25 protein-coding genes are annotated in these 25,321 nt (G+C 39.2%); 5 read left to right on the top strand and 20 right to left on the bottom strand.

The features are described 5' to 3' along the window. Positions 1 to 259: 259 nt before the first annotated feature. Both J699_RS16025 and J699_RS16020 read right to left on the bottom strand, forming a co-directional pair. Complete coding sequence (locus J699_RS16025; RefSeq protein ID WP_032869534.1) at positions 260 to 1,393, bottom strand: OmpW/AlkL family protein; 1,134 nt, start codon at positions 1,391 to 1,393, stop codon at positions 260 to 262. A gap of 222 nt (positions 1,394 to 1,615) precedes the next feature. After that, positions 1,616 to 3,799 carry a TonB-dependent siderophore receptor gene (locus tag J699_RS16020; protein ID WP_032869532.1) on the bottom strand — a complete coding sequence of 728 codons (2,184 nt, stop codon included), beginning with the start codon at positions 3,797 to 3,799 and terminating at the stop codon, positions 1,616 to 1,618. A 465-nt stretch (positions 3,800 to 4,264) separates the two neighbouring features. Here J699_RS16020 and J699_RS16015 point away from each other — a divergent pair, with 465 nt between their 5' ends. From J699_RS16015 to J699_RS16000, 4 genes are all read left to right on the top strand, one after another. Then, the gene (locus J699_RS16015; RefSeq protein WP_032869529.1) at positions 4,265 to 5,065 is read left to right on the top strand and encodes a hypothetical protein; all 801 of its coding nucleotides are present in this window, start codon (positions 4,265 to 4,267) and stop codon (positions 5,063 to 5,065) included. Positions 5,066 to 5,720: 655 nt separating this feature from the next. Then, positions 5,721 to 6,128 (top strand): hypothetical protein, encoded by a 408-nt coding sequence (locus J699_RS16010; protein WP_032869525.1) that lies wholly within the window; start codon positions 5,721 to 5,723, stop codon positions 6,126 to 6,128. Between the two features lie 6 nt (positions 6,129 to 6,134). Next, positions 6,135 to 6,956 (top strand): hypothetical protein, encoded by an 822-nt coding sequence (locus J699_RS16005; RefSeq protein ID WP_032869523.1) that lies wholly within the window; start codon positions 6,135 to 6,137, stop codon positions 6,954 to 6,956. Positions 6,957 to 7,199: 243 nt separating this feature from the next. Beyond that, a complete protein-coding gene (locus J699_RS16000; RefSeq protein WP_032869521.1) occupies positions 7,200 to 7,793 on the top strand; it encodes an undecaprenyl-diphosphatase in 594 nt (197 codons plus the stop codon). A 107-nt stretch (positions 7,794 to 7,900) separates the two neighbouring features. Here J699_RS16000 and J699_RS15995 read toward each other — a convergent pair whose 3' ends face one another. From J699_RS15995 to J699_RS15930, 14 genes are all read right to left on the bottom strand, one after another. After that, the gene (locus J699_RS15995) at positions 7,901 to 8,749 is read right to left on the bottom strand and encodes a hypothetical protein (protein ID WP_032869520.1); all 849 of its coding nucleotides are present in this window, start codon (positions 8,747 to 8,749) and stop codon (positions 7,901 to 7,903) included. Positions 8,750 to 9,154: 405 nt separating this feature from the next. Continuing rightward, positions 9,155 to 9,604 carry a hypothetical protein gene (locus tag J699_RS15990; protein ID WP_005230669.1) on the bottom strand — a complete coding sequence of 150 codons (450 nt, stop codon included), beginning with the start codon at positions 9,602 to 9,604 and terminating at the stop codon, positions 9,155 to 9,157. Between the two features lie 253 nt (positions 9,605 to 9,857). Continuing rightward, entirely contained in the window at positions 9,858 to 10,118 is a 261-nt protein-coding gene (locus J699_RS15985; RefSeq protein WP_005230671.1) for a hypothetical protein, read from the bottom strand. A gap of 172 nt (positions 10,119 to 10,290) precedes the next feature. Then, positions 10,291 to 11,388 carry an LLM class flavin-dependent oxidoreductase gene (locus J699_RS15980; protein WP_032869518.1) on the bottom strand — a complete coding sequence of 366 codons (1,098 nt, stop codon included), beginning with the start codon at positions 11,386 to 11,388 and terminating at the stop codon, positions 10,291 to 10,293. A 185-nt stretch (positions 11,389 to 11,573) separates the two neighbouring features. Next, a complete protein-coding gene (locus tag J699_RS15975; protein WP_005230676.1) occupies positions 11,574 to 12,272 on the bottom strand; it encodes a histidine phosphatase family protein in 699 nt (232 codons plus the stop codon). A 189-nt stretch (positions 12,273 to 12,461) separates the two neighbouring features. Then, positions 12,462 to 13,334 (bottom strand): MBL fold metallo-hydrolase, encoded by an 873-nt coding sequence (locus tag J699_RS15970; protein WP_032869516.1) that lies wholly within the window; start codon positions 13,332 to 13,334, stop codon positions 12,462 to 12,464. Positions 13,335 to 13,336: 2 nt separating this feature from the next. Beyond that, entirely contained in the window at positions 13,337 to 13,756 is a 420-nt protein-coding gene (locus J699_RS15965; RefSeq protein WP_032882691.1) for a DUF6691 family protein, read from the bottom strand. Further along, positions 13,756 to 14,172: a YeeE/YedE family protein gene (locus J699_RS15960; RefSeq protein WP_032869512.1), complete on the bottom strand. Its 417-nt coding sequence runs from the start codon at positions 14,170 to 14,172 to the stop codon at positions 13,756 to 13,758. The genes J699_RS15965 and J699_RS15960 overlap by 1 nt, the downstream gene beginning before the upstream one ends. A 133-nt stretch (positions 14,173 to 14,305) precedes the next feature. Beyond that, complete coding sequence (locus tag J699_RS15955; protein WP_005230682.1) at positions 14,306 to 14,782, bottom strand: DUF6438 domain-containing protein; 477 nt, start codon at positions 14,780 to 14,782, stop codon at positions 14,306 to 14,308. Positions 14,783 to 14,940: 158 nt separating this feature from the next. After that, positions 14,941 to 15,645 (bottom strand): 2-C-methyl-D-erythritol 4-phosphate cytidylyltransferase, encoded by a 705-nt coding sequence (gene ispD / locus J699_RS15950; protein ID WP_032869510.1) that lies wholly within the window; start codon positions 15,643 to 15,645, stop codon positions 14,941 to 14,943. Next, on the bottom strand, positions 15,629 to 16,000 hold the full coding sequence (ftsB, locus tag J699_RS15945; protein WP_005230686.1) for a cell division protein FtsB: 372 nt from the start codon (positions 15,998 to 16,000) through the stop codon (positions 15,629 to 15,631). The genes ispD and ftsB overlap by 17 nt, the downstream gene beginning before the upstream one ends. Positions 16,001 to 16,125: 125 nt before the next feature. Continuing rightward, entirely contained in the window at positions 16,126 to 17,415 is a 1,290-nt protein-coding gene (gene eno, locus J699_RS15940; RefSeq protein WP_005230688.1) for a phosphopyruvate hydratase, read from the bottom strand. Between the two features lie 45 nt (positions 17,416 to 17,460). Further along, positions 17,461 to 18,318, bottom strand: a complete 858-nt coding sequence (gene kdsA, locus J699_RS15935; protein WP_005286061.1) for a 3-deoxy-8-phosphooctulonate synthase — start codon at positions 18,316 to 18,318, stop codon at positions 17,461 to 17,463. A 33-nt stretch (positions 18,319 to 18,351) separates the two neighbouring features. Beyond that, positions 18,352 to 19,983: a CTP synthase gene (locus J699_RS15930; protein WP_005230692.1), complete on the bottom strand. Its 1,632-nt coding sequence runs from the start codon at positions 19,981 to 19,983 to the stop codon at positions 18,352 to 18,354. A gap of 370 nt (positions 19,984 to 20,353) precedes the next feature. On the opposite strand from J699_RS15930, the gene J699_RS15925 reads away from it, so the two are divergent. Continuing rightward, on the top strand, positions 20,354 to 20,860 hold the full coding sequence (locus J699_RS15925; protein WP_032869765.1) for a hypothetical protein: 507 nt from the start codon (positions 20,354 to 20,356) through the stop codon (positions 20,858 to 20,860). Positions 20,861 to 20,934: 74 nt separating this feature from the next. Here the strand turns inward: J699_RS15925 and J699_RS15920 are convergent, their stop codons facing one another. The 4 genes from J699_RS15920 to J699_RS15905 all read right to left on the bottom strand — a co-directional run bounded on the left by J699_RS15920 (position 20,935) and on the right by J699_RS15905 (position 25,293). Continuing rightward, a complete protein-coding gene (locus tag J699_RS15920; RefSeq protein ID WP_032869508.1) occupies positions 20,935 to 22,020 on the bottom strand; it encodes a YheT family hydrolase in 1,086 nt (361 codons plus the stop codon). A gap of 14 nt (positions 22,021 to 22,034) precedes the next feature. After that, positions 22,035 to 22,754, bottom strand: coding sequence for an SGNH/GDSL hydrolase family protein (locus J699_RS15915; protein WP_032869506.1), 720 nt, complete (start codon positions 22,752 to 22,754; stop codon positions 22,035 to 22,037). 39 nt (positions 22,755 to 22,793) lie between these two features. Then, positions 22,794 to 23,201 carry a nuclear transport factor 2 family protein gene (locus J699_RS15910; RefSeq protein ID WP_005286072.1) on the bottom strand — a complete coding sequence of 136 codons (408 nt, stop codon included), beginning with the start codon at positions 23,199 to 23,201 and terminating at the stop codon, positions 22,794 to 22,796. A gap of 67 nt (positions 23,202 to 23,268) precedes the next feature. Further along, positions 23,269 to 25,293, bottom strand: coding sequence for an NADPH-dependent 2,4-dienoyl-CoA reductase (locus J699_RS15905; RefSeq protein ID WP_032869504.1), 2,025 nt, complete (start codon positions 25,291 to 25,293; stop codon positions 23,269 to 23,271). Positions 25,294 to 25,321: the final 28 nt, after the last annotated feature.

Below are 25,321 nucleotides of genomic sequence, written 5' to 3' on the forward strand. Positions count from 1 at the left end.
TTTCCCGGTCACCAGATATTTTCTTTCAGTATGTCCAGAATGAATTCTTGCCCGCTAGTACAGCTTGGTAAAGTTATTTAGCAAGTTTGATAACTGAATACTCTCTATAGCGAACTCAAATTGCACTATAAAAATATAGTTTGGGCAGATCCAGCTTTAAATATCAGGCTGCCTATTTCGCTAAGATGATCAAGAGACGATGGAAACGGTCATGTCACGTTGACTCGCAACTGATGCGAGTCAATTTCAAAATGGCAATTTAAAAACGATATCCCACACCTAAAAATGTAATCAAGGGATCAATATCTACTTTGGTTGAGGCGTGAATCAATTTTTTCCCAGTATTTTTATCGATTACATCAATATTCGCCCTATTATTTAACTTGGCATAAGATACAGAACCGACTGCATACCAGTTTGAATTAAAATCATAGGTCGCTCCCAAGCTAACAATAGGTGCAATCGCATCGGTAGTTTTTACTTTGACATAAGGATTTGCACTAGAAATTTTTCCATCTAGAGCCGCACCGGCTTGACCATCCAGAACATTCTGGATCATATGTCCAGCAGCAATTAAATCGCCGTGAATTTGATGATTCAGCTTTATATCCGTGAAGCGTGAATACATGATTCCAGCACCAATATATGGCCGTAATTTATTTACACCTGATTTGCCGAATTGATACTGAGCTTCTAATGCAGGCGTCCAGGCACGTACTGAAGCAGCTTTAGATTTATTGCCAAGATTAGTGATTGGAATATCCTGTAATAGATCTAACTTATCGCCGATCACGCCAGCGGCCAATCCTTCAGGATTTGCAAAACCGGATAGCGGCGCATTAATTTCTCCCTTGCCCTTAATATCGACTTTGGGAGGTATACCGCCAATTAACTGTAAGGACACATTGTCGTTAATATAGTAATTAAACATGAGTCCCAAAGTATCTACATCTTCAGCCTCAAGTCCGGTTCCTTGTGCTTCCCACCGTCCTAATCCGTTTATCGTGGCTGTACCGGTAATATCAGGTGAAACCATATCATTTTCATCCACCAGGCCTAATATCTGGCCTATAGAGGGTTGAGGGTTACCGTCCTGATCGACAGGATGGCTAAACACCATATCCAGAATTTCCTTGGCATTTTCCCCGGTTGTCAGTGTGGCATTTGGATCTATGGATTTCATAAAAGCCGTGGTAGAAATCGCGCCTACTTTAGCCCTCGTTCCATTCGCAACTGCAGTATTGATATTAAAAGGATTTGCCTTACCTTGAGGCATGACATGCAACCAACCCGCTGATACAGAAAACCGCTTAAATTCTGCATGTACTGTCTGTGTTCCCGCAATAACTGCGAAGGCGAGTAGATTCCCGCCGACTATTTTTAATATTTTCATTTCTTTTCCTTGAGTTATTTAAAAGGGTTCCCGTTAACCCTCCTTTACTATATTTAGATTTTTTAACAAATGATAAAATTTCGGACAGATAGCATTTACACAAAATCAATGCAGGAAAGAGAAAAAGTCGAAGTAGAATGAAGTCATTGCAAAGCTAAATTTAACTGAGTGACATGAAAAAGCCCTCTATTGAGGGCTTTAAAAATGCAATGATTTGAAGAGTTAGAAGTTATAACGTACGCTGACGGTGGCACTGCGAGGTGCTGCCCAGTTCATGGTATTGGCACCAATACCATCATAGTACTTCTCATCAAATAGGTTATCGACATTCAATTGAAGTTTAATATTTTTATCGACCTGATAGCCGAGCATGGCACTCGCAAGCACATAGGCATCTTGCTCAATACGTGTGCTACCGGTTCCAGTATAATATTTACTCTTATAATTTAGGCCTAAGCCTGCACTCCATTGATCTAACTTATATTTTAAAAACAGGTTAGACGTAGTCCGAGAGTTGGTAGTATTGACCTTTACTCCTTTGGCATCTTTGGCTTCGAAGTTAGCAATGCCGAAGTTAACTCCCCAATTGTCATTGATTTCTCCATCTGCTTCAAACTCAAAGCCTTTGCTTTCAACACCATCTACCCCACGATAAGCCTGCTCGTTTGTACGTACACCATTACGAATCACAAATTCTCCTGGTATTGCTTCTGCAAAGTTAGCTTGCTCAATCTGGAATATTGATAATGCCGTGTTTAAGCGTCCATCAAACCATTCACTTTTAACCCCGATTTCGTAGTTCTTACCATAACTTGGATCTAGATACTGATCATTGACGTCTTTACGGTTTTGAGGTTTAAAAATTTCGGTATAGCTCGCATAGACAGAGTGATCACGTGCGAAATCGTAGATTGCGCCAATATACGGCGTAAACTCGTTATTAAACTCGCGATTGCCCACACCATTTTCAGATTTATATTCCCAGTTCGATAAACGGGCGCCAGCAATAATTTTTAAGGGATCAAGGATTTGGAATTTACCTGCGACATAAGCTGCTGTTTGCGTCGTTTCATTCAATGCATTTTTGCCATCCAGAATAACAGGTCGAAGTAGCGCTTGTGCCATATTGTTATAATCAAGCGGCCCACCTAAATATTTTTCAATTTCACTTTTTGCATTCGATCCGCCAAAAATGTCTTTGGTTTTTTCATTTTTATTCCAGGAACCTCCAATGATGATCTCTTGCGGGCGGTTAAATACCTCGAACGGCGCATTGATAAAAACATCGATATTGTTCTCTTCATTGGTCGCTTCTGCCCCGTACACTGAAACATTGTCGGTTTTACCATCTGCATTTTTTAATGGACTGGTATTGGTGGCTTTATCAACTTTTCCGCCGGTATATAACAATAAAGAATCGGTATCTTCTTTCCGGAAGGTATAGGCGATATTGAAATTAACATCATTGAACAAATTCTGTTTTAAATTAGCAAATACAGCGGTGGTATTCACATCCCAATGCGTCCAAGGCGCCGTGACGGTAAGGCTTCTTGAAAAATTGGTGCGTGTTCCATCGTTATAAAATGCAGGTGTGCCCCCCCAACGAATTCCATCACGATTTAATTCCTGATAGGTTGCCCCCAATGACATGCTGGTTGTATCACTGAGGTCATAATCAACAGCACCATAAAATACGTTGCGTTCTTTCTCATAAAAATCCATAAAAGATTTTTCATCAGAATGTTTGACAAACACACGGCCACGTAATGAACCGTCTGCATTAAGCGGTGCAGAAACATCGGCCGTGCTACTCCACTGATTCCACGAACCAAGTGAGGTACTGAGGTTACCTGTCAATTCTTTGGCATTAGCATGTTTGCGCACCATATTTAATGCCATTGCAGGATTACCTGCTCCTGTCATCAGTCCACTCGAGCCTTTGACCACTTCAATCCGGTCATAAATATCGAGATCGAGGTCGCCTGTGCCTAAATTGGTCGTACTCGGCATCCCATCAATTAGATAATAATCCACCTGAAAACCACGTGCGAATACAGACTGGCGTTCATCAGTACGGGAAGTTGAAACGCCTGTAATATTATTGGTTAATGCCTGAAAAGAATTGATATTACGATCATCCAGATACTCTCGGCTAAAGACCTTGACTGATTGTGGCGTATCACGCAGCGATAAATTTAGTTTTGTTGCCGTGCTGGTACTTTTCGCCGTATAGCTTTCAGATCCCTCTGTTATGGCAGGATTTTGTTGTTGTGCTTGTACTTTAATTGTCGCCAAGGTGGTTGTTTCATTGACGGGCTCTGCAAATACAATAGATGGGATGGTCAAGGCGATAGAAAATGTTAATGGATGTAATTTGAAGGCTTTTCTAAAGGGAGAGTTGTACATAAGAAAATTCCATAATAACCAATGTGCTGTACGAGATCCTTGTTGCTGCTTTATTCCTTGTTACACAGCAGCAAAATTTCGGAACAAAAATTAACATGAATGATAATTGTTATCAATCATTAGTTGAGAACGATTATTATTTATTTGGCTGACGAGTAAAATACAATGACTTAACCTAGGCTTTAGCAGCCATCGCATACTTATAAGACCTCATACGTATCCAATAGAGTCTGGACAGCGATTAAGTAATATTTTTGAAGTCTTAGAGCTAGAAGGGAGAAGTTAATTTTAAAGTATTGGTTTATTAAAAAAATCATAATTTTAAGTTATATGAATTACGAAAATGAACAATATCTACGATTGAACTCTATTTCTGATTACAAAAAATGAAAATATTTCTCATTTAGAGGATAAAGAAGAATCCTATGATTTGCGCCTTTAAAATATTTGTATCACTTGATTCTAATGACCAAACTTCTCATTCCATTATTATGTTTTACCACCCTATTCGGCTGTTCAACAAAAGATACAGAACTATTGCAAGCCTATCAGCCTCTCACAGCAGCAGAACTGACAGAGGAGGAAAATTATGAACTATGTTCTGATTCAGCCTATTCATTATGTAATCATCAATTTCAATTAAAAAAATTAGGATCTTTAATGGTAGATACAAACCAGGCACCTGCGCCAACAATTGGCGTGGATATCGGATCGGAAAGTATTATGGGTTATGCTCACCCCTACCATTACACTGCTTCAATGATACGGGATGGCAGAAAAGTACATTTTAATTCTATTAACTTTCATAAAGTCAAAGCGATAGCAAGCTATAGCGTTGCTGAGGAATTTCAGAAAGTCATTGAACAAACACGAAGTTATAGCCTCGAAGGAGAGATACTTCGTTTTTATAATGCGCAAGGAAAAGAAATCGCTGAATTTATCAATAAAACGCCCACTTTACTTGAAGATGAATGGGCAGGATATTGTAGCGCTTTGGGCACTGAGGCCGAAAAAGTTGTTGAAAGATTTCAGGATGGCTTAAGCATTGGAAAAGCCAAAAGTCTGGTCAATACAGAATATAAAATTAATCAGGAAGTTACAGCCAGTATTTTCGAAAAAATCTCTTCTAAGCCTTTTGCGCAATGGGATGAAATCCCTGATGAATTGATGGAAGACTGCAAGATAAGTTATTTACCTCGAGATATCGCAGAAATACCCCGATTTGATAGCGAAAAGAATATCTTACTCAGCAAACTATTAAATTAAACTTTGATTCTTTTCATTTTTAAGATATTCGAAAATTTGAACTTGAGCGATTAAGTTCATTTTTTCGAAGTCCACTCCCTACCTAACGTTTTAAGGCGAAATCATGAGATTTTTATTTGCAATCTTAGGCATAGTTATCGCATTTATACTGTCAGCATGTGCTGAAATGACTTACTTTCGACTGACCAAGCGGTTTTACCCGCTTGATCATGGGGTGAGTGTTTTCCATTATGTATATTTTACCGTGCTGTTGCTTTCCCCACTGTTGGGTGCGATATACGGCTATAAATACTGGACCAGTAAACGGAAAAAGTTGTTATGGTTTTTTCCTGTTTATTTTATCGTGATGTATCTGTTTCACTGGTACTCCGCTGTTTATGCTGGCTTCCCCTTCTCTGCATGATTCAGTCATTATTTAAAGCAATTACTCTACTATTCACATAAAAAATTAAAAATATTCAGCGGTTAGATATAATAAAACACGATTGGTAAAAAATGTGTTTTATTATATTTTTCAATATATTAACAAAATAATAGATCTAATAAAATTTTCTAAAACTTTATTTATTTACATTTTATAAAAATATATAAGATGAATTGGAAAACAATATTCAGTATAAGCCTTCTATCACGTCATAAATTATAGGTAAAATAAATGGTTTTAAAAAACCTACTTCTTTTAACCTGCTTAATTGTAGCAACGCCCTGTGTATTTTCCGCTACCGTTCCTGCCGAAACATTTAGTCGAGCCAACTGTAAATTCTATGTTCCAAAAATTGGTTATGGCTGGGACAACGAATCCATTTCTTATGATGCCTTAACAGGTAAACATAAAAATATGTATGCCAAGACGGATCAAAAAGCAACTAACGGGAATATCCGTACCGATCACTCAAGCAATCCGGAAGGCTATCGGGTAAGAGCGGGTTTTGTAGACCCAACAACAGATAACAGATTCTGGAATGTTTCTGGAACGCATTATGAAACACTAGACAGTGGTCGCGCTGTTTCACAATATACATCAGCAAAAGACTGTAACGGCAAAATTGGTCAAATTTTATAAGATATTATGAATAAACAAAAAACTTTTCTGATCCTTGCATTCATCATTGTGGCTCTTGTATCTATTGTGCTATTTATCCAGTCTCAAAGCGTTGTAGAAACCCAAAGATTAGGGAATGGTAAACAAGATGCCATACCTTCGGAAAATACTGCTTCGACAGAAATGAAAAGCTTAAATCATGAGCGAGAGACTGTAGTTAACACGCAAGCACTTCCTTCGACCCATTCTTCAATTTTATCTTTTGAGCGGGATTTGAAATCTTTACGTCAGAGATACCCGGATGGTGTTTTGTATATCACCCTTGCTGAATCAAATTTACCAAAAAGTCAGAAAGAAGCCCTTGCTAAAGAATTTGATAACTTAAACCGTTATGGCAGTTTCAGCGGCGGTAAAATTACGCATGAATTTTCTCATCTCGATAAGAAAAGAGCAGCGTTAAAGCAAGAGAAAGCTTTAGACTTTGTACCAACCAATACAGATAATTTATTGCCCGGTATGGATCTGACTGGTAAATGGTATTCTGGGGCAATTAATGAAGGTAAATACAACTCTTTGTATCGCCTGTATGAGGGTCAAGGAGAACAGAAGTTGGAAATTACTGAAATGTACCTGAATCCTAATAATAGTTCGATTGTTGAGGTGTACAAAGAAAGTCTGAACTATAACATCAACAATGTTCCAATGACGATAGAAACACTAAAGACAGATAATAATGCCGATATCTACAACGTTCACTTCAATTATAAAGATAGATACTATTCGTTATCGACACTGAACCTCTCTCGCAATCAGGTCGAGACTATCTTAACAACTTTAACCCAACCTTGATCGGTCAAAAGTTAAATCCTATCAATGATGCCACTGGCTAAACCTTGGCATCATTCTAATTTATAGTAGGTTCAATAGCCTCATCTCCCATTCATTCCTTAGAGTCAGGGCGAAGCTACACTGATCAAAATAGTGTTATGACCATTCATGCTAATTTCGGTTTTTAACAAAGACACAGCAATCCTCTTCCGAAGTGAGCCCCCGGAATTGATATACTTTTCCAGTTTTGTTTAGGTGAATTGTATGTCTTTAGAGCGTTTAAATTTAAGTTTATTTCATTCATTAAATGCCCCGGAAGTGGCTTCTGACTGGACGATTAAAACGGCTATATTCATAGCAAATGACTTGTTTTATATCGTGGTTCTCTTTTTTCTTATCTGCTGGTTTAAAGGCGGCCTCAATGTAAAAAAACAAATTATAAAAGCAACTTTTTTTACCCTATTGGCCTTTGTTATCGGCAAAATAATTTCTGGCTATTTCTACTCTCCACGCCCTTTTGTCATGGAAGTCGGAAGAACACTAATCGATCATGCACCAAGTGGATCATTTCCGAGTAGTCATATGCTCTTTTTTAGCACGATTGCTTTTTCACTGTTATTTTCAAAAAGAGCTGTCGGTTTAATATTTTTAGGCCTGGCTTGGTTAGTTGCATGGTCTAGAATTTACTTAGGCGTACATTTTCCTCTGGATATGCTTGGCGCATTTACCATCGCATTTTTACTTAATCTCTTAGGCATGCCATTGTGGAAATCGTATGGACAATATATCGTTAATCCGCTCATACATCTATACAATTTAGCTTTCTCAAAATTATTAAAAAATGGATATATTCGTTAATAATATTAAAGCTAAAAAATCTATCGTTTTTTATACCCTCAATCGATATTAAACAAAAAGCCCTCTGTCGAGGGCTTTCATGGCTTTTGACCTGATTTTTTTAATTTCTAGAATCGATAACCGACCCCAACATAAGTAATCAGCGGATCAATATCAATCTTGGTTGTAGCGTGTATTAATTTACTACCCGTATTTTTGTTAATGACATTGATCGTTGCTTCATTATTCAATTTTGCATAGGAGGCTGAAGCTGTCGCGGAGGCTGCTTTATCGTAGCGATCAAGATCAGTAATCAATAAATTGTTTTTCAGATATATTTCGATTGGAGGTAAGGTTGGATCATAATCTGGCGAAGTAGGATCTTGTGGGAAAGGATGGCCGATGGCACTAAAAGGAGCATAAACAGCCCCCTTTCCTTCTAGATCAACTTTTGGTGGAATACCGCCAATAAGTTTCAATGAAACGTTGTCTGTTAGATAATAATCAAACATTAATCCTAATGTATCAATGTCCTTAGCCTCAAGTCCCGCATTTGATTTCCATTTATCTATCCCATAAATGTCTGAATAACCTGTAAGACTGTAAATGATTGCCTCCCTCTCCTCTGGCGTTTGAGAATCATTCAAGTTCCATTCATAATAGTTATCAAGTTGCTTTGTCTTAATCACACTATTATAAATGTTAAGTTGAAAGTTTTGAGGGTCCGCTTTTTCTAAAGCATCATATTTAGCCAAATCTACATTGTCTAAAATAGTTTGGCCTTTAATCATACCTACATTAGCTTTAGTTCCATTTGCGACATTGGTATTGATGTTAAATGTATTTGCCTTTCCTTGAGGCATAACATGCAACCAACCTGCCGAGACGGAGAACCGTTTAAATTCCTGAGCGTAAGTTAAGTTGGTTAAGCTTATTAAAGTGGATGCGATTACAATTTTTGTTGCTGTTTTTTTCATTTTATTTCTTCCTGAAATTCCACATTACCTGATTTAGTAATATGTTTTTTGAATATAACCATAAATATTTTTTTATCAAACAATAAATTTTACTTGCTGACAAAAGGTGACTAATCATCTTTTTTCTGTGATGAAATATGCAAAACCAGGTGTCAGAGTTTTCAAATTTAAGACCAGTCACAACTTTCTTAAAGCAATAAAAAAACCAGCCATAAGTGACTGGTCTCATTTAATCTAATAAAATAACTAACTAATACATGAAGTTATTCTATTTTTAACTGCAATACTTTATTTATCTTTTATTAAGACGTTCTACATTCTGATGAAAAAAACTAACTTAAGCCTTTTCCATGTTAAGTAAAAAATATTTATTTTATTCATAGAGTTAACTTAGCAATAAAAATATTATCTACAAGTTTCATTATTCAAAGTAACACTACCCAAGGTCTCTCCGATTTTATTTTTATAAGACACTTCAACTTTATGATCATTAACACCCATATACTTCGCATTGTATAGCTCTTTACACCAGACCTGATAACTATCCTTAGTACTTATAAAATCAGCCAAATCTTTTTCTTCAGCTTCCGAGATGTCGGCAGCTGGACTAAATGTGACTGAGGAATAGTATGGTGTAGTTGAAGAGGAGGTTATTTTTACCAACTCGTTTGATTTATAACCTATTGAATTTGAATGATTCTCAGTAGATTTTTTAAAATACTCTGTCGCTCGTTCAAGGTCTATAAACTTGAAATCTTGCCCGATAATCCCGAGTTCTTTTAACTCATCATCAGTATTCGCTGTTACATTAAAACTCAAAGCCAGTAGCATTGAAGTAATTAAAATTCTTGTCATAGAAACACCCCTTTATTATGCAGGTAATTTATCAAAAGGCTAAGATGAAGTCATTAAAAAAATATATAAAGTTGATTTATTTTTTTAAATAATAGAAAGTGGGATAACAGAGTGTATTTAACTTTGTCATTGCATTTTTCTTCCCATAGAAAATTTTTATCTAATCGTTAACTATTTGAATATATTACAAGATTATTATATTTTCAAAATACCCTCTATATTAAGAGGGTATTTAAAATGGATTTTAGATGATTCAAGCATTAAACTGAGTTTGAGTCATCTCCCCTAAATAACAAATTGACATGGCAAACAAGTTCACAGGTTGGGTTGAAGGATCACTTTTTTTGATCCATTCGGCTCCAATTGCATTCAGTTCATTCAGTTTCGTTTTGGATACAGGCGGCAGAAATGACTCTAAGGGCAGTTGAATGTTGAAACTTCTGGTATTACCGTTATGGCTTGCATCATTAAAAGTATAACCAATCAAGTACCAATGATATTTTTGTTCAGACATTTTTTATTCTCAAGTTGAATAATTGAGATATTTTTATAACATAAAAAATCAAAAAACAAGCTCAAAAATCATTCAACTGCTTGTTTTTTGATATAGAAATAAATTAAACAAAGAGTAGTATTTAACGTTTGAATAGTCTTTACCTACAAAGACTATCCAGTCGCTCCAGAAATCAGCAAGCTGCTCGAAGCAGTCCTTTTTCTTTTAAAATTGGCATAACCTGATCCCTAAAATATGGGAATTCCTGCGTATAGTTTAAAAACGATAAGGTACTGCCTGAGAAACCCGTTTGTTGTAAAGAAATTAATCCGTCCGCAACCTGCTCTGGTGTCCCTACCAGCGGGTAACCGCCGTGGCCCACTACGATTCGTTGGCGCAGACCTTCAAATAAGTCAGGTGGAAACGATTTACAAAATGCGAATAAAGTATCAATTAAATGTTGTACCGCAGCTTCATCGGCATTATTCAATTGTCGATCCCATTCCGCTTGCGCTTCTTCTTCAGTAGGACGACAAATCACATGGGAAAAAGTTAATACTTTAATATTTCTATCAAGTGCTTCGGCTTCTTTCTGAAGCTGTTTAATTTCTATCACGGAACGTTCAAGATCGGATGCAGGAGTGAACAAAAAATCTGAATTTTTAACTGCAAACTCTCGGCCCTCTTTTGAACCTGCTGCATTAAATAACGGTGGGGCCGGTATCAGATTCGGCTTGCCATAGGTTCCTTTGGTTTGAAAGAATTTTCCATCCCAGTTAAATGGCTCAGAACTTTGCCAGATTTTTTTAACCAGTTTGCACCACTCATCGGCATACTCATATCGGGTTGCATGATCATCGGGTAACTGCAATCCCATTGCATCGTATTCTGGTTTATTCCAACCAGCCACGATATTCAATCCAACCCGATTTCTGCTGATTTGGGCCATGGTCGAAATTTGCTTGGCGACTACGACGGGATGATTTAGTGCAGTATGTAATGTAGCAAATACATGAATATTATTGGTTTTGGCTAATAAAGCTGAAGTCCAGGTCACAGTTTCCAGCACGGTACCATGAAAGTCCTTTTTGCCGCCGTGTCCGATAAATCGCGCAGCAGATAAAAGAAAATCAATCCCGGCTTCATCCGCCATTTGTGCCAGTTCCAGATTTTTGGCCCAACTGGCATCCCAACCATCTTCCAGTGTAGAAGCAGTCAATCCTCCAGAGCAATTAAAGGCAAAAATACCCAATTTAAAATGATCAGATAAATTAAAGTTATGTTGAGACATATTTTTTCCTTTTTTAAAATAAATGAATAAATTAGATTTTTTGTTTATCAAGTAAAAATTATAGCTGAGCAAGTATTTAAAATTTTTTAATTATGTGAAATATATTTTTTCTCAGTGCCTTAGTCTTTCTATTGCTTCTGATGATGATTACCTTAAATACAGAATCAATATGATACCCAGCTTGTTTAGAGCCAGGTTAACAAGTCCGGATTTTTTGATTTAATAAATTGATGTTCATTCATACTGATGAGTTGAAGTTGACCATTATTCAATTTTAATGTTGTCACACTCGTATTTGCAATCGACCAGCTGAGTGCAAAAGTACGTTGTACACTTAGCTCAAGTAATTTTCCGATAATCACGGAAATTACACCACCAGACGTATATACGATCGCTTCTTTAGGCTGTTGTTCTGCTAATTCTATACACAAATTCTGTAAAGCCTGATCTACTCTGGTTTTAAAAATGGGCCATGATTCATCGTATTCATGATGAAACGCTTCATCAGCCCAGCGCTCAATCGCCTTATCAAAGATTTGCGCCAGATAAGCTCTAGGGTCGACTTCTTTAAAGATATCCTGCTTTAATACTTCTGGCTGGGAAAATCTGGGTTCATACAATGAAAAGACCTGATGATGATTAAACTCATTCCATAAACCATCTGTTTTATACAACGCTTCAGGAAAACACTCGCGCAAAGAGATTTGTGTGGTTTGCTGGTGACGCTTCATACTGCCTGAGACGATAAAAGGCTGTTCAGTAAAAATATTTTTAAAATATTGACCCAAAAGTTTGGCTTGTGCTTCACCATTTTCTGACAGCTCATCATAATTAGTTTTGCCAAATGAAGCCTGGCCATGTCTGACTAAATAGATGGTGGTCATTTTTATATCCTAACTGCTACGAGTTCCAAAATAAGAGCTAGTTTTAACATAGCCCTTTCATAAAGTACAAAATTTTTGTTTTGTTTTTCATTGACGATTGCTTGTGCTGCTGTTTAGATCTTTATATTTGCTTAGGCTATTTTGAGTCTAAACATCAAGGTGGCAATGCTTTGCCACCGTTTCCATGCATCAGGATTTGAAATAATTTAAAGGAAGTTTTAAATAACGAATTCCATTTGCTTCTGGTTCAGGAAAACGCCCTGCATCCATGTTGATCTGAATCGCAGGCAAAATTAGCTTGGGCATCGATAAAGTTGCATCACGCTCCTGCCGCTTACGCACAAACTCCTGTTTCCGGGTGTTGGCATTTAAATGAATATTGGATTGTTTTTGTGCTTGAATGCTGGTTTCGCAAATATATTCATCGCGCCCTTCTGGTTTATAGTCATGACAAAGAAAAACCCGGGTCTGTTCTGGTAATTGGTAAAGTTTTTGTATCGAATCAAATAACTGGTCTGCACTGCCTTTAGGGAAATCACAACGTGCTGTACCATAATCAGGCATAAACAGGGTATCACCGATAAAAACGGCATCCCCTATCACATAGCTCAAGCATGCCGGTGTATGACCCGGCGTTGGAATATTGTATGCCTCTAACTGCCCGATCTTGAAAGATTCATTATCTTTAAATAAATGATCAAATATTTGTTGGGAATTAAAATACTTTATATCAAGATGATAGATCGCACTGAAAGTCTCCTGAACCACGGCAATTTTCTCACTCATGGCAATCTTTCCGCCAAGTTGTGACTTTAAATATTGCGAAGCAGTTAAATGGTCCGCATGTACATGCGTTTCCAGTATCCATTCAACTTTTAAGCTATTATTTTGAATATACCCAATGATTTCATCCGCATGTGTAGTAGAAGTTGTCGCAGAAGCTGCATCATAATCCAGTACACTATCGATAATTACACAATGAAGAGTTTCTGGATCAGTCACAACATAGCTAAAGGTATGACTATCGTCATCAAAAAAAGCTTTCACTAGTGGATTTGACATTGCTACTCTCCTCGCGATTTAGCCCAAAGATGATGAATAAACATACCGATTAACATGGCAATAATGAAATACCAGATTGGGGTATAACCCAGCCCGATCAAGGTGATCGCGGGTGTCGGGCCGATCCCTCCAATTCCCCAGCCGATTCCAAATAGTACAGCGCCGACAATAAGCTTTTTATCAAGCTGGCGATTTTGAGGTAAGACGATCGTTTCTCCCAAGATCGTTCTAGGATGACGGATTGCTTTTTGAAAAGGAATAAATGCCACAGCAATTGCACCAATCATTACAAACATTAAACTGATATCCCAATCACCAAAGATATCTAAAAAACTTAATACTTTTGCTGGATTAGACATGCCGGAAATAATCAAACCTAATGCAAATATGCTGCCAAAGATAAAGGCAAATAAGTTTTTCATTATATTGCTCCGAATAGATGGCGTAAGACATAAACGGTTAACATTCCTGCCAACATAAAGGTCATAGTTGCAATCATTGAACGCAGAGATAAACGGCTAATTCCACAAATTCCATGACCGCTGGTACAACCGGAACCTAAACGTGTACCAAAGCCCACCAGTAAACCTGCTACCATCAACACAACCGGAGAAGAATTCAAATCAATCTGTGGTTTTAAAAATAGTTGATAAATGAAAGGTGTACCCATGAGTCCCAGTAAAAACCAGAAAGCAGAACTTCCGACAAAGGATTGAGGATGCAAAATTTGTGAAATTAAACCACTGATGCCAGCAATTCGGCCATTTACATACAAATAGCCAACAACAGCCAGACCAATAAGAGCCCCACCAAGGAGCGCCAAGACAATGCCAGACATGCGTCACCATAAAATCATTATATATTTTTATAATATATTATTTATGAAATTAATTAAAGCAATTAATTTACTTTATAAAAAAAGGCTTAACTACTTTAAGTAATCAAGCCTTTTAATTAAGCCAAAAACCAGCTTAACGTACTAAATCTTCAATACCGATCAATTTAGGTAATTTTTCAATCACTTTATTTAACTCAGCATTTGCCGGTGAAATACAGCCAGTGTAATGGCTTAGTTTTGTTACCGTACCGTCCGCTTGTTTCCATGCAAAATATGCACTTTGCTGGTCAGTTGCAGTTTCTGCACAACCGGTGGTTTTAACACTTGCACCTGTGGCAGGACGATAAGTTTGAAGCTCTTGCTGAAGCTTTTTATAAACAGAAGGATCAACTTTTAAATCCTGAGTTCCAGTCACCTTGGTATACTGTTTACCATCAAAATGAACAGCGCCTTCAGGAGTAATCTCAACAGAATAGATTGGACATGCGCCAAAGCATGGACTGGTAGAATAACGAATCGTTTCTTGAGCAGTCTCTTGTGGTTGTTGAGGAGTCGTTGCACAGCCCACTAAAGAAAAAGTAAAAAGGCCCGCAAGTAATAATTTTTTCATTTATTGATCCATTGTTAAGTATGTTATTCAAATTTAACAAATCGTCAGTTTTTTGTCATTTAGGTTAATGTAAAAAAACAGTAAACTTCACTTAAGTTTACTTAGGCTATTTATAAAAAGAGCACCTTAATCCACCTTTTAGCTAAAAAAATTAAAATCTAAGATGGGTTTTGAGATTGTAGAATCAGTCGTGCCAGTTCAAGATCATCGGCATAGGTGATTTTAATGTTGTCCGATCTTCCCTGTACCACTTGCACAGGTTGCTGTGTATATTCCAAAGCACTGGCTTCATCTGTTATCACAATATGATCAGCCAAGGCCTGCTCAATAGCATTTTTTAGCAGCCCCAATCTTGCCATTTGCGGAGTTTGGGCTTGCCATAACAATTCACGACTTACCGTTTTATCAATCAGATTTTGCTGCGCAACCTGCTTTAAGGTATCACGAACAGGAATGGCCAGAATTGAACTTTGATTTGAATGCTGTGCTGAATCCACCAGACGGGTTAAACAATCTGTCGTTACACACGGACGTGCCGCATCATGAACCAGTACCCAGTCATTTTCATCTGCGATTTCAGATAAATACATCAAAGCATTTAAAACAGAATGCACACGCTCTGCACCACCTTCACAAAAATGCAGTTTATCTTTATGTTGAAATGCTAGTGTCGCGGCAAAATGATCTTGCTCACCAATGGCCAGTACACATCCGGCCAGATCAAGTGTATGAAGGCGATTAACAGTATGCTCAAGCACAGTATGATTTTGAATATACTGATATTGTTTTAATTCGGTTTTGGAAAAACGACTGCCCGATCCCGCTGCTGGTACAACCGCCCACAGCTTAGTCTGGGTTTTCATTGGTTGCCGTATCTTCTTTTGCGTTTGGATCAATATAAATCGGTTTGTAATGGGTACTAATTGTACTCATTTGTACAAAGGTTTCATTTGGCTTAATTAAACCTAAGTCTAGACGGGCATGCTCTTCAATCGCTTCGCTGCCATTTTTCAAATCAAACACTTCGGCTGCCAAAATACGATTACGTTCTTTTAACTCAGTATTAATTTCAGCTTGCTGACTGATTTGCTGAGTTAAGGCTTGGTGAGGGAAATAACCACCCTCACCTAACCAGAATTGGTACTGTAAGCTTGCAACCAAAACGACTGCAAGCAACAGAATCAATTTACTCGAGGTCGATCGAAATATCTCTAACATGAAAAAGCCCCTACATCCTTCTGAAAGGAAGATCATCTGCGAATTCTATAGGATTATGAATTTGCAGAGTTTCTCTCTTTTGTAAAGAAAGATGATCAGAAGTTTTCAACATAGATTATTTGACCTTATTTTAGACCTTTGAATTCAGCTTTACCGCGGTAAGCTGCTTTCGTTAACTCTTCAATACGAAGCAATTGGTTATATTTCGCGACACGGTCAGAACGGCAGAGAGAACCTGTCTTGATTTGACCCGCTGCTGTACCAACTGCCAAGTCAGCAATTGTTGAATCTTCAGTTTCACCTGAACGGTGTGAAATTACAGTGCTATAGCCATTTGCTTTTGCAAGGTAGATTGCATCTAAAGTTTCAGTCAATGTACCAATCTGGTTGTATTTGATCAGAATCGAGTTACCGACTTTCTCATTAATACCACGTTGTAAAATCTTAGGATTGGTTACGAATAAATCGTCGCCAACCAACTGGATTTTGTCACCCAGGATTGATGTTAAGTAGCTCCAGCCTTCCCAGTCAGATTCATCTAGACCATCTTCAATCGAAATGATTGGGTACTGGTTTACAAGACCAGCTAAATAGTCAGAGAACTGGTTGCTTGTGAATGCTTTATTGCCTTCACCCGCAAGGACATATTGACCATTTTTGTAGAATTCTGAAGATGCACAGTCAAGTGCCAGCATGATATCAGAACCAGCTTTGTAACCCGTTTGACCAATCGCTTCAAGAATAACAGTGATTGCTTCTTCGTTTGAACGCAAGTTTGGCGCAAAACCACCTTCATCACCTACAGCAGTGTTTAAACCTTTCTTGTTTAAAACTGATTTAAGCGAATGGAAGATTTCTGCACCTGCACGTAATGCTTCAGCAAATGATGTAAAGCCTACAGGCTCAATCATGAACTCTTGAATATCAACATTGTTGTCTGCATGCGAACCACCATTGATGATATTCATCATTGGTACAGGCATCGTCAAAGTCGTTTGACCACGAAGATCTGCGATATATTGGAAAAGAGGAATTTTCTTTTCTTCAGCAGCAGCGCGAGCAGCAGCCAATGACACAGCTAAAGTTGCGTTAGCACCTAATTTTTCTTTGTTTTCAGTACCATCAAGTTCGATCATCGTATTATCGATGTCTTTTTGTTCGAATACTGATTTGCCCACTAAAGCGTCACGGATAATCGTATTTACGTTATTAACCGCAGTTTTAACACCTTTACCCAAATAACGTGCTTTATCGCCATCACGAAGTTCTAAAGCTTCACGAGAACCAGTTGAAGCACCAGATGGCGCACATGCACGGCCAACAACACCAGATTCTAAAATAACGTCTGCTTCGATGGTTGGGTTACCACGAGAATCCAAAATTTCACGTGCACGGATGTCAACGATTTGGCTCATGAACAATTCCTCTGTTGAATGAAAAACAAGATGCAAATTATTGCATCAGTGGGTATCTAACTTTTTGAATCCTTTAACTAAAGTATCCAATTCTTTTAATTGTGCCAAGAATGGCTCAAGCTGAGATAAACGCAATGCACATGGTCCATCACATTTTGCAATTTCCGGTTCCGGATGCGCTTCCAGGAATAAACCTGCTAAACCGGTTGCCATACCCGAACGTGCTAAGGTTGTGATTTGCGCACGACGGCCACCCGCAGAATCAGCACGTCCGCCTGGTGTTTGTAAAGCATGGGTTACATCAAAGAATACTGGCACATTCATTTCTTTCATGGTGTCAAAGCCAAGCATATCTACAATCAGATTGTTGTAGCCAAAAGCTGAACCACGTTCACAAAGAATGAGTTTGTCATTCCCGGCTTCCAGACATTTATGCAAGATATGACGCATTTCATGTGGCGCTAAGAACTGTGCTTTTTTGATATTGATAATGGCTTGGGTTTTTGCCATTGCTTCAACAAGGTCAGTCTGACGACTGAGGAAGGCAGGAAGCTGGATAATGTCTGCAACTTCAGCGACAGGCGCTGCCTGGTAAGGTTCATGGACATCGGTAATGATTGGCACATTAAAATGCTTTTTAATATCTGCCAACCATTCGATACCCTTTTCCAGACCGGGGCCACGGAATGAATTCAGGCTCGAACGATTTGCCTTGTCAAAGCTTGCCTTGAACACGTAAGGAATATCTAAGCGTTTGCAAATATCAACATACGTTTCAGCAATTTCAAATGCTAAATCTTTCGATTCAAGTACGTTCATTCCGCCAAATAATACAAATGGCAAATGATTTGCCATTTGTATATCGCCTAAACGTACAACTTCTTGTGGTTTTAATTGTGACATTTAAACTATCCCAGTTTATTTAAAACTCAGTATTTACTTTTGGTGCTGATTTTTAGCAGCCCCGATAAAACTAGCAAATAATGGGTGTCCATCACGTGGTGAACTTGTAAATTCCGGGTGGAATTGTACAGCAATAAACCAAGGATGTTCAGGAATTTCTACAGTTTCAACTAAATGTTGTACTGATGAATAACCTGAAATTTTCATACCAGCTTGTTCAAGTGCCGGAATAAAACGATCGTTCATTTCATAACGATGGCGATGACGTTCAGTAATTTCAGCTTTGCCATAGACTTCACGTGTTTTAGTGCCTTCAACCAGTTCTGATTTTTGTGCACCTAAACGCATGGTCCCGCCCAAGTCAGACTCAAGGCTACGTTGCTGTAATTCACCACGTTCATCTAACCATTCAGTGATTAAACCAATGAGTGGATATTTAGTTGAACGGTTAAATTCAGTTGAACTTGCTTCTGGCATCGCTGCAACGTTACGTGCATATTCAATCACGGCCAATTGCATACCTAAACAGATGCCAAGGAATGGAATCTTGTTTTCACGTGCATATTGAATGGCTTTCATTTTGCCTTCAGTACCGCGCTCACCAAAACCACCTGGGACCAAGATCGCATCAGCTGTACTTAAAACACTAATGTCTTGCTGTTCAAGCTCTTCAGCATTGACATAATCAATCTGAACTTTAACGCGGTTCTGGATACCTGCATGTAGAAGTGCTTCGTTTACAGATTTATAAGCATCTGGAAGTTCTACATATTTACCGACCATTGCAACACGTACGGTATATTCTGGGTTCAGTAATGCTTCAACCACATTATCCCAATCTTCAAGATTTGCTTCTGGAAGATCATTGAAACCAAAACGTTCGCAAATCAAGTCATCAACATTCTGTTCGTAGAATGTACGTGGAATTTGATAAATGGTTTTAGCATCTTTACATACCACAACGGCACGCGCTTCAACATTGGTGAACAATGCAATTTTACGTTTAGTATCAACATCGACGTCGTATTCGGTACGGCAGATCAGGATATCTGGCTGAATACCGATTGAAAGAAGTTCTTTCACAGAATGCTGGGTTGGCTTGGTTTTCAATTCCGCAGCAGATTTGATATATGGTAACAAGGTCAAATGCATGAGCATTGTGCGTTTATGACCCAGCTCAACCATAAGCTGACGGACTGATTCCATAAATGGAAGTGATTCGATATCACCAACAGTCCCACCAATCTCAACGATTGCAACGTCGTAACCTTCACCTGCGCGAAGTACGCGTTCTTTAATGTTATCGGTAATATGTGGAATAACTTGAACCGTACCACCGAGGTAGTCACCACGACGTTCTTTGTTTAAAACGTCCTGATATACACGACCGCTGGTAAAGTTATTCAGTTTGGTCATTTTCGCACGACGTAAGAAACGTTCGTAATATCCCAAATCTAAGTCAGTTTCAGCACCATCCTCTGTGACGAAAACTTCACCATGCTGAAATGGACTCATGGTACCTGGATCGACATTAATGTATGGATCCATTTTTACCATAGTGACTTTTAAGCCACGAGCTTCCAAAAGTGCAGCAACAGAAGCAGCAGAAATACCTTTACCTAGTGATGAAACCACACCACCAGTGACAAAAATAAAATGGGTCATTGAGTTTCTCGTACAATCGAGCCGAAATCGGCCTACAATGTTGGGCAATTTTACTGTACTCTGCCCCTATAAAGCAAAGTCAAACCGCATCAATTCAAAGAACTATAAACAACTGGTTATTCTATCAGCATTTTCGATAAAAATTTACGGGATTTGTCGATTTTTCATTCTTAAATTACGTTTCATCGTGCAAATTTGTCCTCAACGCCGTTAAAAATCTGTTTTTCAATTCCGACAAATGAACCATTCGGCTGACGACAATTTGCAAGCAATTATAAAATATAAACAAACTCAACAAAGCATGGGGATTTCTTCACTTACTTTTACTGTTATAATTGCGGCTGTCCTTATTCAATATGTTGTTTTAGCAATGGCAAATAAAAAACTTTTAATTTGTGCAGCACTGGCGACTGGTCTTTTATTAACTGCGTGCGTGAAAAAAGAAGAACCTAAAAACGAAGAGCAGCAAGACCAGACCACGACTGAAACTCAAACTCAGCCACAACCTGAACCTGAAAAAATTCAGGAGTTTGAATCGCTAGAAAGTGTTGATAAGCAAGAAGCTCCTGCGGCGACTGTTGAAACAACGCGTGAACAAACTGAAAATACCACCACTGAAATTCGTCGTGAAATCCGCCCTGCTCAGACTGAAACACCTGCTGCAACCGAGACGCCACGTACTGAACAACCAAAACCGGCTAAGACAGAACAGCCTAAAGCTGAGCAATCTGTAAAAGCTGAACCAAAACCAGCGAAAGTAGAGCAGCCTAAAGCTGAACCAACTGCAAAAGCGCCAAAATCATCTACACCAGCTCAAAGTGAAGATGATGCTGTTGCCGCTGCGATTGCTGCTGCTACGCCTGCATTAAACAACTAATGTTTTAATCGCTTGCTGTAAAAAGCCATGAGCTGACTCAATTGCAGCTCATGGCTTTTTTTATTTCTATAACATTAATAGTTCTTAAAAAAATCAGCCATCAAACGTGAAGCCCAAGATTTCACACTCAACGTTTCATAAAAACCGCAATGGCTGCCCTTCTTGGTGGTGACCACCGCTATATTTTCCATCTGCTGTATGGCTTCTTTATACGGCTCCAGATTCTTGATAGAGCATACTGGATCATCTTCGGCATTCAAAATCATCAATGGAATTTTGACATTTTCAAATACATAGATCGGGTTGATGGCCTGACAATAACTTTGATAATCCTGAAATCCTGCCATTTCAAAATATTCTTTCTCAAACTCTTCCAGGCTGGTTGTGGCAAGCACTTTTTCTATAGATGCAAGCTGTGTCCATGTGTTCTGATAGGGATAAATGAAGTATTTAAACAGCTTCTTGGTCATCATCTTGCTATAAAACGGATGGACATTCTTAAAGCCAATTTCTGTGTTATAGCCTGGACACATTGCAAATGCAGCTTTGAACGGTGTATCTGCACCTTGTTCACCTAAATAGCGCACTAACAAACCGGTACCCGCAGAAGAACCAACGGCATATAAGTCAGAATCTGGAAATAAGCGTTGAATATGCGCCAATTGTTCTTTTAGATCACTGGTCGAACCAAATAGTGAAATGCGTGGCACAGGCATCGGTAACCCCGCATGACCACGGCGCAAACACAACGCAATTCTCCATCCGGTATATTCATGCAGGTCTTTGACCAGTTCGCGCATACTCTCAGGTGTACCGGTTATGGTATGCATGATCACAACCGTCGGCGTATCTGCCGGTAAATCATAGCCATACCATGCAATTGCCGTTACCCCACCATCCTGCATGTGCAATTGCTCGATTCGATCATATTCGAGTTTGACCATCTTTTTACGAATCACATCAAAATACAGAAGATGGAGATGGGTATTGCTCAGCCACGGTGTTGGACGATATTTTTGCTTTAATTGCGGTAATTTTTCCAGAACATCTTTAATTTTCCCTTTAGGGTCATAATACATTTTCGGTTGTTCGGCACCGAGCACTGTATCAAAAAGTTCTGAACCTAAAACTTTGATTTTATCTAAAGCTGATATACCCATATCTAGTACCGCCTCTAATGATGAGTAAATGTTTGTCGCACTAAAGTAGCGACCTGTTGTCCCCAGATGGCATAAATTTCTTTGCCAGGATGAAAACCATCGCTGGCCATTGGCAGATTCATCGCCTGAAAAGTTTCTACATCATATTGAATGAAATGAAATTGCGACTGCGGCGCCAGCCATTGTTGTAATACTTGATTCATCTGTTCTGCATATTGTCCAAATAACCAGGCCAAAGGATTCGGCAAGGCTGGAAAATGCTGCATCGGTGGTACACCAGACACAATAATAAGCTTGGGCTGAAACTGTTGTTGGATATAACTAAAAAGTTGTTTTTGCTGTTTCAACCAAGACTTTGCCGAAGTCAGTTTGGTGACGTCATTGACACCAATCGAGGTGACGATTACATCATAACATTGCTGATCTAACTGTTGTACTGTTTGGTAAACTTGTGCAGTGGTATCGCCTGTTTTTGCTTGCAGTTTCCATTGTAAGCGATATTCATTTTGCAACTCGGAAATGATGGCGCCCGATAAAGCCTGTTGTTGGGTTTCCACTCCCACGCCAGCAGCAGCTGAATCTCCGATAATCAGCAGAGACAATGGCTTGCCTTGGCCAATAACACCTTCGCGCGCGCCATCGGCCTCTAAAAGTCGTGGTGTATTTTTACGAACTTTCCTACCCTGAATGAGTAATACAGGCAATAAAGCCAAAGTTGAAAGTTTTAACCACATTTTAAATCTCTTTATATTACTTAGGCTATTTTTAGCACTTTAGTTGGGTTGATACTTGGCAAATCTTGCGCCCATCTTCTCTGCCAATGCTGCCAAACCACTCATCGGACGGATCATGACTTCAAAATCAATGATTTTTCCTTGCGCATTAAAACGAATCATATCAATGCCCTTGAGCGATTTCCCGCTGACATTGGCACTAAATTCCAGCACTACATTCTCACCATCTTCAGTATAAAATTCCCGGTGATAAGTGAAGTTCTCAAATACCTGAATCACATTGGTCAAAATAAAAAAGACCACATGTTTGCCTTCATAAGGTTTATAAGCAACGGGTGAGCGGAATACCACATCTTCTGCGAGCAAGTCATTCAACGCAGACAAATCGCCAGCTTTGATCATGTCATGCCAGATTGCTAAGGCTTGTTTTGTTGTTTCAAGTGTCATTGGTATTTTCCTTCCTATCTAAAAGTGAATGAGCACTTCCTCTCATGAGAAAATGCTCATTTCCACCTTATAAAACAGCTGCTAATTCAGCACCTTGACGAATTGCACGTTTGGCATCCAGCTCACCTGCTTCTTTCGCGCCCCCAATCAGATGAACATTTTTACCATCTGCTTTAAGTTGGTCGAACATTGCAGTATAGGATTCCTGACCCGCACAAATCACCACATTATCCACTTCAAGCACCCGGCTCTGACCATCAACGGTAATATGTAGACCTTGGTCGTCAACCTTGTCGTAGCTCGCTCCCGCAATCATTTTCACATCACGATGTTTTAAGCCCGTACGGTGAATCCAGCCCGTAGTTTTACCTAAACCAGCGCCAACAGATGCTGTCTTACGTTGTAATAAGTAAATTTCACGTTCTGACTTTTCCAACTCAGCTGCTTTTAATCCGCCGACATGCTGATAAGTTGTGTCAATTCCCCACTCTGCATAGAACTTTTCAGGGTTTAAGCTGCCACTATCCCCTTCGTGGGTTAAGTATTCTGCAGTATCAAAACCAATACCACCGGCACCAATAATGGCAACACGCTTACCGACAGGTACACGCTCTTTTAAGACCTGGATATAGCTCAACACTTTTGGATGATCAATACCTTCGAATTGTAATTGACGCGGGGTCACACCTGTTGCAACCACGATATCATCATAGTTGGCCTGGCTTAGCTCTTCATAAGTGGCCGTATGATTCAGTACCAACTCAATATTCGGCTGTAATTCAATCTGGCGTTTGAAATAGCGTAATGTCTCGTAGAATTCTTCTTTACCCGGAATAGTTTTGGCGATATTGAATTGACCACCAATCTGGTTGCTGGCATCAAAGACTTTCACTTTATGACCACGACTAGCCGCATACACCGCAAAGCTCAAACCTGCTGGACCAGCACCAATCACGGCAATATTTTTGACTGCATGGGTTTCTTTAAAAATTAGTTCTGTTTCATAACACGCACGCGGGTTGACTAAACATGTCGCAATCTTCATTGAGAAAATATGGTCTAAACAGGCTTGGTTACAACCGATACAGGTATTGATCTCATCACTACGGCCTTCACTGGCTTTCAATACAAACTCAGGATCGGCCAGCATTGGACGTGCCATAGACACCATATCGGCATGACCAGAGGCCAATACGTGTTCCGCCATTTCAGGAGTATTGATACGGTTTGAAGTAATTAAAGGAACTGAAACTTCACCTTTAAGCTTTTCAGTCACCCATGTAAATGCTGCACGTGGTACTTTGGTTGCAATGGTTGGGATACGCGCTTCATGCCAGCCAATCCCTGTATTGATAATGGTTGCACCGGCTTTTTCAATTTCTTTCGCCAGTTGAATCACTTCTTCCAGCGTTGAACCACCTTCAACCAGATCTAGCATCGACAAGCGATAAATAATGATGAAGTTTTCACCGACCAACGCACGGGTCCGCTTTACGATTTCGATCGGGAACCGAATACGGTTTTCATAACTACCGCCCCATTCGTCATCACGATGGTTGGTACGGGCCGCAATAAATTCATTGATCAGATAACCTTCCGAGCCCATAATTTCAACCCCATCATAACCTGCGTATTGTGCAAGCTTGGCGCAGTTGGCAAAGTCATCAATAGTTTGCTGCACTTCGGCTGAAGTGAGGGCTTTGGGTTTAATCGGGTTAATTGGCGCCTGAATCGCAGATGGTGCCACAATCTCAGGCTGATAAGAATAACGGCCAGTATGCAAAATCTGCATGGCAATCTTACCGCCCGCCTCATGCACAGCTTGGGTAATCACTTTATGTTTGTCTGCTTCGGCAATACTATCGAGCTTAGACGCATGCGCGAAAGTCAGGCCAGCATCGTTTGGTGAAATTCCACCAGTGACAATTAATCCAACATCCCCTTTGGCACGTTCCGCATAGAATGCAGCCATACGCTCATAACCTTGAGGTGCTTCTTCCAGGCCAACATGCATAGACCCCATAAGCACACGGTTTTTTAAAGTGGTAAAGCCCAAATCAAGTGGCTTTAATAAATGTGGATAAGCTGACATGTTTTCTCCTTTGGCTCGCATTCTGCTT

This window comes from Acinetobacter sp. 1000160, assembly GCF_000588715.1.
GTDB classification, from domain to species: Bacteria; Pseudomonadota; Gammaproteobacteria; order Pseudomonadales; family Moraxellaceae; genus Acinetobacter; species Acinetobacter courvalinii.